The 6,862-nt window shown below is 62.7% G+C and carries 9 protein-coding genes and 2 tRNA genes; 6 read left to right on the top strand and 5 right to left on the bottom strand.

Translation table 11 applies throughout. The features are described 5' to 3' along the window. From VHO04_RS13195 to VHO04_RS13170, 6 genes are all read left to right on the top strand, one after another. Positions 1–1,119: single-stranded-DNA-specific exonuclease RecJ (locus VHO04_RS13195; protein ID WP_329628717.1), on the top strand; the 1,119-nt coding region annotated here is incomplete at its 5' end. A gap of 183 nt (positions 1,120–1,302) precedes the next feature. Continuing rightward, positions 1,303–1,378 (top strand) — tRNA-Glu (locus tag VHO04_RS13190). 46 nt (positions 1,379–1,424) lie between these two features. After that, positions 1,425–1,499, top strand: a tRNA-Glu gene (locus tag VHO04_RS13185). Positions 1,500–1,696: 197 nt separating this feature from the next. Continuing rightward, a complete protein-coding gene (locus VHO04_RS13180) occupies positions 1,697–2,116 on the top strand; it encodes a hypothetical protein (RefSeq protein WP_329628716.1) in 420 nt (139 codons plus the stop codon). Positions 2,117–2,511: 395 nt separating this feature from the next. Beyond that, positions 2,512–2,793: a type II toxin-antitoxin system RelE/ParE family toxin gene (locus tag VHO04_RS13175; protein WP_329628715.1), complete on the top strand. Its 282-nt coding sequence runs from the start codon at positions 2,512–2,514 to the stop codon at positions 2,791–2,793. Between the two features lie 11 nt (positions 2,794–2,804). Further along, complete coding sequence (locus tag VHO04_RS13170) at positions 2,805–3,101, top strand: HigA family addiction module antitoxin (RefSeq protein WP_329628714.1); 297 nt, start codon at positions 2,805–2,807, stop codon at positions 3,099–3,101. A 228-nt stretch (positions 3,102–3,329) separates the two neighbouring features. Here the strand turns inward: VHO04_RS13170 and VHO04_RS13165 are convergent, their stop codons facing one another. The 5 genes from VHO04_RS13165 to VHO04_RS13145 are packed head-to-tail and all read right to left on the bottom strand — an operon-like array spanning position 3,330 to position 6,367. Then, positions 3,330–4,121 (bottom strand): hypothetical protein, encoded by a 792-nt coding sequence (locus VHO04_RS13165; protein WP_329628713.1) that lies wholly within the window; start codon positions 4,119–4,121, stop codon positions 3,330–3,332. 3 nt (positions 4,122–4,124) lie between these two features. After that, entirely contained in the window at positions 4,125–4,442 is a 318-nt protein-coding gene (locus tag VHO04_RS13160) for a hypothetical protein (RefSeq protein ID WP_329628712.1), read from the bottom strand. A 4-nt stretch (positions 4,443–4,446) separates the two neighbouring features. Next, positions 4,447–4,653, bottom strand: coding sequence for a hypothetical protein (locus VHO04_RS13155; RefSeq protein WP_329628711.1), 207 nt, complete (start codon positions 4,651–4,653; stop codon positions 4,447–4,449). Then, positions 4,653–6,074 carry a terminase large subunit domain-containing protein gene (locus VHO04_RS13150; protein ID WP_329628710.1) on the bottom strand — a complete coding sequence of 474 codons (1,422 nt, stop codon included), beginning with the start codon at positions 6,072–6,074 and terminating at the stop codon, positions 4,653–4,655. The genes VHO04_RS13155 and VHO04_RS13150 overlap by 1 nt, the downstream gene beginning before the upstream one ends. Further along, positions 6,074–6,367: a hypothetical protein gene (locus VHO04_RS13145; RefSeq protein WP_329628709.1), complete on the bottom strand. Its 294-nt coding sequence runs from the start codon at positions 6,365–6,367 to the stop codon at positions 6,074–6,076. Before VHO04_RS13145 ends, VHO04_RS13150 begins: the two co-directional genes overlap by 1 nt. Positions 6,368–6,862 lie beyond the last annotated feature (495 nt).

Genomic DNA, 6,862 nt, shown 5'->3' with positions numbered 1-6,862 from the left:
GCCGCGCTGCTCCGCACATTGCGCGCGCGCGGGCATTTCGGCAGCCGCGCCGAGCCCGCGCTGATCGAACTGCTCGACCTCGTCGCGCTCGGCACCGTCGCCGATGTCGCGCGGCTCACCGGCTTCAACCGCGCGCTGGTGACGCAGGGCCTCAAGGTGATGGCGAAGCGCGGCAATATCGGCATGGCGGCGCTGATGGACGCGGCGCGGCTGACCAGGCCGCCGACCGCGAGCGACATGGGCTTCGCGCTTGGCCCGCGGATCAACGCGGGCGGACGCGTCGGCAAGTCCGACCTCGGCGTGCGGCTGCTCACGACGAACGATCCGCAGGAAGCCGCCGAGATCGCGCAGGAACTGAATCGCCTCAATGAAGAGCGCCGCGCGATCGAGGCGGCGGTGCTCGACGAAGCGATGGCGGCGAGCGGCGCCTGCGCCAACGCACCTGTCGCGATCGTCGCCGGGCAAGGCTGGCATCCCGGCGTGATCGGGATCGTCGCCGGGCGCCTGAAGGAAAAGCTGCATCGTCCCGCGATCGTCATCGCGGTCGACGAGGACGGCGTCGGCAAGGGATCGGGGCGCTCGATCTCGGGCGTCGACCTCGGCGCCGCGATCCTCGCCGCGAAGGAGACCGGGCTGCTCGTCGCGGGCGGCGGCCATGCGATGGCGGCGGGGCTGACCGTCGAGGCGGGCAAGGTCGACGCGCTCGGCGCTTTCCTCAACGACCGGCTCGCCGCCGACGTCGAGCGCGCGAGCGGCGACAAGTCGCTGCTGATCGACGCGGTGCTCGCGCCGCGCGGGATCAATCCGCTGTGGTGCGAGGCGATCGAGAGCGCGGGGCCTTACGGTGCCGGCTGGCCCGCGCCGCGCGTCGCAACGGGGCCGGTGCGGATCGTCGAATCGGGGATCGTCGGCACCGACCATGTCCGGCTGATCGTGGCGGGCGACGACGGCGCGCGCTTCAAGGCGATCGCCTTCCGCAGCGCCGAGAGCGAATTGGGGCAATCGCTGCTGAATGCGCGCGGGCGCAAGCTGTGGCTCGCGGGCCGTGCGAAACGCGACGACTGGGGCAGCCGTCCCGCCGCCGAACTTCACCTCGAAGATGCCGCCTGGGCCGACTAGAGTGTGTTCGGTTTTGATGGAATCAAAACAGGCACTCCAGATTCTTGTGTTGCCGTGTTTTTCGAATCGTCCGGTGATTCCACCTGACTCGAAAACACTCCAGGAACCGGCGGGCGTTCCCACGCCAATCGGCGCTTGACCGCATGGAAGCGCCCGTCTAAGGCGCCGCTTCACCGGTTTGACGGCCCCTTCGTCTAGCGGTCTAGGACGTCGCCCTTTCACGGCGAAAACACGGGTTCGAGTCCCGTAGGGGTCACCACGGTGTAGCGGGCGGTCGGCTCGCCCTTCTAGACATCCGACCATAAGGCCCCTTCGTCTAGCGGTCAGGACGCGGCCCTCTCACGGCTGAAACACGGGTTCGATTCCCGTAGGGGTCACCAACAAAATCAAGCACTTAGCTGGGTTACACCCCGCCTCATCGAGTATGCGTCAAATAACCGCCAGCGGACGGCGGTGCATTTCGTTGGCTTTGCGTGGCCGCTTTTCCCGCAGATAGTCCTCCCTAATTTCGCGAATTACGGTATGCCCGTCAAGGGCAGTGGGCCTAGGTGGGAGAGCGATGTTGAACAGGTGCATAATGACAATCGCAGCGATCAGCGCCGCACAAAATGCTAGCGCGGCTCAGGCTGATCGGTTTGATTTGCGTTGCGAGGGGACGTTAAATACCGAAAGTTATGGCAGTAAGCAGGAAGAGCCGTATCAAACGGTTTACAGGATCGACCTAGAACAAAAGAAGTGGTGCGAAAGCGAGTGCAAGGCGCTTAAGGATTTCAACCGGATTGACGCGACTCAACTGCTCTTTGAATACGAAGATGTTGATACGTCGACCGTGAAGTCATTCTTACTGAATCGAGTTGACCGAGAGACTGGCGCGCACATGATTACGGCAACGTCAAAACGGAACAACAGGGCGGATTCCATCTTATTGCTCAAGTGGGTTGGGCAGTGTGAACGCACTGAGTTCAGCGGCTTCCCCAAGTTCGAGACAAAATTCTAATACCGGCGTTGCATCCGACTGACAAATGGGAGCGCTTATGACAGTATCTATGATCGCCATTGCTGCCCTTATAACTGCTCCGATCAGCACGCCCCCACCCTCCTCTGCCGAACCAATCAACGAGCGAGCCGATGTTGAAGGCAACGCGTACCAAGTTCGCGTCAGAAAGGGTGAGGTACGGGTCCACAATCGTTCAGGTATCACCGCAGTACGTATGGGGCGATCGATTGAGCGGCGACGCCAGATGCGTGAAGCGGTCCGTATTGTGACGGGGTGCCACTTGGTGGAAGACTTTTGGCGCGATGCGCACCTCGTCGGCGAATTGGACTGCTCTGCGGGCGCCGCGTCCGATGCCCATTGACGGTTCCGTCAATATGTGTATCATGGCGTGATACATGATTCAGAGCACTAAGGGAAAACTGGCGGCTGAAGCGATATCCGATAAATTCGGCAAAGGCTTTCCGAGTGATCTGGTGAAGCGAACGCGGGTGATGCTGTCTACCCTGCACGCCGCATCGGTCCTTGAAGATTTGCGCGTCCCACCGGGCAATCACCTTGAGGCTTTGAGCGGCGATCGGGACGGGCAACATTCGGTAAGACTGAACAAACAATGGCGTATTTGCTTTGTTTGGACTGAAGCCGGCCCCGCTGATGTTGAGATAGTGGACTACCATTGAAAGGGACCGCGATGATCGTACTTACTAACCCGTCGCACCCCGGTGAGGTGCTGAAGGATTTGTTTCTTGAGCCGCTCGATATGAGCGCAGGCGCGCTTGCAAAGCGCCTCGACGTGCCCCGCACGCGGATTGAGCGCCTCGTGGACGGCAAGACGGGAGTGTCTGCGGACACAGCCCTTCGGCTGTCGGCGTTTTTTGGCAACACCGCTGATTTTTGGATGAATTTGCAGCACGCCTACGACCTCGCAGAGGCGCGGGACCATGTTGATCTATCGGGCGTCCGTCCGCTCGAAATGGAAGCCGCATAAGCCCGCCGGACGCGGGAGGGCATCGTCCGGCGGGCCATGTTGCGGTGATGCCGTCCCCTGTTGCTAGCACGCTGGCATAGCGGGTCGCGGAAGGCCTCAGCGACTTGGGTGGAGACGGCCGGCAACCACTAAACCGGCCGTCTCCGGTTGCGGCCGGGATATGAAACCCGGCCATACTCGCCGTGCAGCGCGAGGAGGAGGCACCCACGCGGCACGGCGAATCTCATGTCAGCGCGCGACCACCCCGAGCAAACACACGGCCAAGGCGGTTGCACGACGCAGCGGGGGCGTTGCGGCCTGACGAATCAAGCATTCTTCCTGCCAGCCGAGGTGCAGCAGGTCCTTGCGGCACTGTTCGATGGCGCTCATGCGCTCGGCATGGGGCAACGCGCCGTCGGGATCGTCGGGAATCGTTTCGCTGAGCTTCTCGACAATGGCGTCGGGGAATATCGCGGCGAGCAGGCCGAGCGCATCACCCTTGAGGCCCAACAACTGGCGAAACGCCAATGCCGGGTCCGCCGCGTTCGAATGGTCATGAGCTAGGCGAAAGGTTTCGGGGGCGCAGTTCGCCGCCGATCCCGCCACCATCGCCTTAAGCTTGTCGATTTGCTCGGCACGGGTCGGACGCATAAGCTGAAGCGCTGTCCAGCGCTCCTCCACGGCAGCGATCTCCGCCCGGACGCCGTCCATCGTTAGCTTCGCCACGTTGGCCGGCGGCAGCGCCTCGACGGGCGCGCGGAGGCCGCCGACATACTCCTCGACGGCGCGGAGATTCGCCGCGGTCACCGCGCGCTCGGCCTGGAGCCCGCCCATGTGGGACGCCGGGACGCCCGCCTCCGTTGCGTTCTCCATCGCGCTCTCAGCGTCCGCCTTCGCGGCTTTTAGCAGCGCCAAGCACACGCGGCTCTCTTCAGGCAAATAGCCGACCGGATCGATCGGAGTCTTACGGAACGGCGTAACGGGCGTGGCGGCCGGTTTATCGGGCGCGGAGCCCACGAAGCTTACGGGTGAGACGGTCATGGTTCAGGCTCCCTTTTTGGTGGTCATGCGGGCCAAGTAGCCCGAGTGCCCCTCTGCCGGGGCGGGATCGGCAGGCGCCTTCGCGGTTGCTGGCGCGCGCTTGGACATGCGCTCGACATATCGAGCATGGGCCTGATCGTCCTCGGTGGGCGTGTCGCGCACGGGGGTCACGCCGGGGGGCACGCTATCGGCGGCCATAACGCCGACCGACACGGAATAGCCCGATTTCACGATGCCGTCGGCGCCGACCGCCTCCGACTGGTCGCACATCACCCCGTCAGGCCCTCGATAGCTGCGCTTGCGAATGGGTTGAAACGTCATGGTATTATGCCCTCCTTGTGGCGTTGCGGATGTGATCGATTGCGGCCCGGTAGGCCTTTGCGTTGGGATAGCCGTTCGCCACTGCGGCGGCGTTGGCTTCGCGGTCGGGGTCATCATTGACCGTAACCCCCGGATACATGACGCCGTCCTCATCAACGGCGCGGCTGCGCGGGATGACCCGTCCGTGATATTTGTAAATCCGGTTAGCCATCACCACCCCGCCAATCGCTTCGAAAAATCCATGCGGGGCTGCGCAGCCATGACGGCGGCCCCCGCCAGCACGTTGACGCAGTCGTCATGCATCCCGCGCGGGTGGTCGATCGTGTCGCGCCCCCGGCCGGTGCGGCGTTCGAGGTTGAGCAGTTGCGACAGGCTGCGCTCGTGATCGAGCAAGGACACCTTGCCACCGCTGACCAAGGGCAGGAACGCCGCATAGATGACGCTCTTGGGGTCCGCTTCGGCGCGATACCGGATGCCGTGCTTTTCCCAGCTTTCGGCGGGCCAGCTTCCCGCGAACTTATCAGCCAGCACCTCACCGATACCGTATTGCTTGCACAGGGCGGCGAACTCGGCGGTCACGGCGTCGGGGCTGAAGGGCGGGCGCACCTCGGCCACAAGATCGGCGTAAATCTGATCTTCCTCGCGGTGCGCGATACCCAGCGTGTAGCTATCCTTGCCTTGCCCGCCCGCCACGTCGACAAAGCCGACATAGGACTGGCCCTCGACATAGTGGCGCACGGCGCGGCCCATCTCGACGCACGCCATGACCGCATCGTGCGATACATAGCTGCTCAGGTCGGTGCGAAATTCGGCAAGCCATTCGGCGCGGGCCGCTTCAAAATCCTTGGCCAACGCGCGCTCGACGATGCTGGGCGACAGCGTGGGGTTAAGGTCGAGCGATGCACCGCGAAATACGAGCACGTCGGGGTCGCTATCGTTGCCGAAATAGCGGTTGAAATAGTCCCACAGCACGCCGGTCTTGCGATAGGGGCTGCTAATCATAACGAGCGGGCCGCCGGTCGTGGCGAGCGCGGGGATTGCGGCGTGCAGGATTTCCTCGTCGCTGTTGCGGCTGCCGTCCGCTTCGTTGAACAGGAACGCAACCTCGTCGATCACCAGCGCGCAGATCGTCAGGCCGCGCAGCTTACGGAACGATGCGGGCCGCACCATGACCTCGATGCCGTTATCCAGTTTGATGCTATCGGCCGTCCGGTTGGTCACCATCTGGGCCAGCACGGGGCTTTCGTCGATAATGCCCGCGATATACCCAAAAAGGAGCTTCGCCTGGGCCTGCGATGGCGCGATGGCGACAACCGCGCCGGTCTCACCGCTCACCAGCTTAGCGGACCAGTCACACAGGCACGCCAGCCACACGATCGCGGCGGCGGTGCTGCGGGTTTTGCCCGATCGGCGACCGGCCACCATTGCGGCAATGCTAACGGGTGCGGCGGGCATGTCGCGCCCGCCGGACAGCATATCGAAATAGGGCTGCTCGTCGTCGGTAAGCGGCTCACAGAATACCGCCTTCCACATTGCGCGGTGCGCCACCCAGCTATCGCCGCCGAGCACGTTGCCCAGCAGCATGGGGTCGCTGACCGCACGGGTAAAGGAAAGGCGCGGCGTGACGGCCATCAGGCGGCAGTCTGCCGAATGTAGCGATCGAGGTTAGGCGTCACGTCGCGGGCCACACGTTCCAGACCAATCGCACCGAGCAGCCTGTTGAGGCTGTTAGCGCCGGTAGCGAACTCGCTAATGCTGAAGGGCCGCTCACCATTGGCCACGGCGGCCTCGATCAACTCCAATTGGCTAGTGAGCACGGCGATACGCTGAATGAGGATGAATTGCCCCTCGGTCGGATCGCCCCCCAAATCACTTACAAGCGAACCGACAATCTCCTTAATCCGCCGGCCTTGCGTCGTGCGCATGTCCAGCCCCGGAAGTGGCGCGGCACCTGTACCAACGCGGGTCGCGAAACTGGTTGATGGGGCAGTCACAATAGGGGCCTTTCTTGACGGATAGTGCATTCAAGAATGTAGCAAGCCCGGCCTATATTTACAAGTATCTGAAATTATTGTGTTTATTGCCGTCCGCGACTGTCCATAACCATCCATTAATGTGCCTTAACAAGGCGGATACACGATGTGGAAAATGGCGGTAGAGGAGGTGCCGGTTTGCGCGTGGCGAGTTGGCACGATTCTTGCTTATTGAGTGGCACCGTGAGGCGCCGCGCTAAGCAGTCGTCCACTTATACCTTTTAGCGGACCCGCTGGGGGTTGTCCGGGGCGGGTTGCTACACCTTCCGTTGGGGGTGCCGAAAAGCCGAGCGGGCGATACGGGCGCTCATTTCGCAAGAGTTTTTTCATGTGGGGAAATATGCCGTCAGGGGGATTATAGTAATTATAGAGGGTCTTTTTTCCCTA

The organism is Sphingopyxis sp., assembly GCF_036261875.1.
GTDB lineage: Bacteria > Pseudomonadota > Alphaproteobacteria > Sphingomonadales > Sphingomonadaceae > Sphingopyxis.
This window is presented reverse-complemented; position numbering and strand designations above follow the sequence as displayed.

Coding starts and splice junctions, on each gene's coding strand:
- VHO04_RS13150 (WP_329628710.1), bottom strand. CDS start 6,074: ATGGCCGTCACGCCGCGCCTTTCCTTTACCCGTGCGGTCAGCGACCCC.
- VHO04_RS13165 (WP_329628713.1), bottom strand. CDS start 4,121: ATGACCGTCTCACCCGTAAGCTTCGTGGGCTCCGCGCCCGATAAACCG.
- VHO04_RS13180 (WP_329628716.1), top strand. CDS start 1,697: ATGACAATCGCAGCGATCAGCGCCGCACAAAATGCTAGCGCGGCTCAG.
- VHO04_RS13155 (WP_329628711.1), bottom strand. CDS start 4,653: ATGGCTAACCGGATTTACAAATATCACGGACGGGTCATCCCGCGCAGC.
- VHO04_RS13160 (WP_329628712.1), bottom strand. CDS start 4,442: ATGACGTTTCAACCCATTCGCAAGCGCAGCTATCGAGGGCCTGACGGG.
- VHO04_RS13145 (WP_329628709.1), bottom strand. CDS start 6,367: ATGCGCACGACGCAAGGCCGGCGGATTAAGGAGATTGTCGGTTCGCTT.
- VHO04_RS13175 (WP_329628715.1), top strand. CDS start 2,512: ATGATTCAGAGCACTAAGGGAAAACTGGCGGCTGAAGCGATATCCGAT.
- VHO04_RS13170 (WP_329628714.1), top strand. CDS start 2,805: ATGATCGTACTTACTAACCCGTCGCACCCCGGTGAGGTGCTGAAGGAT.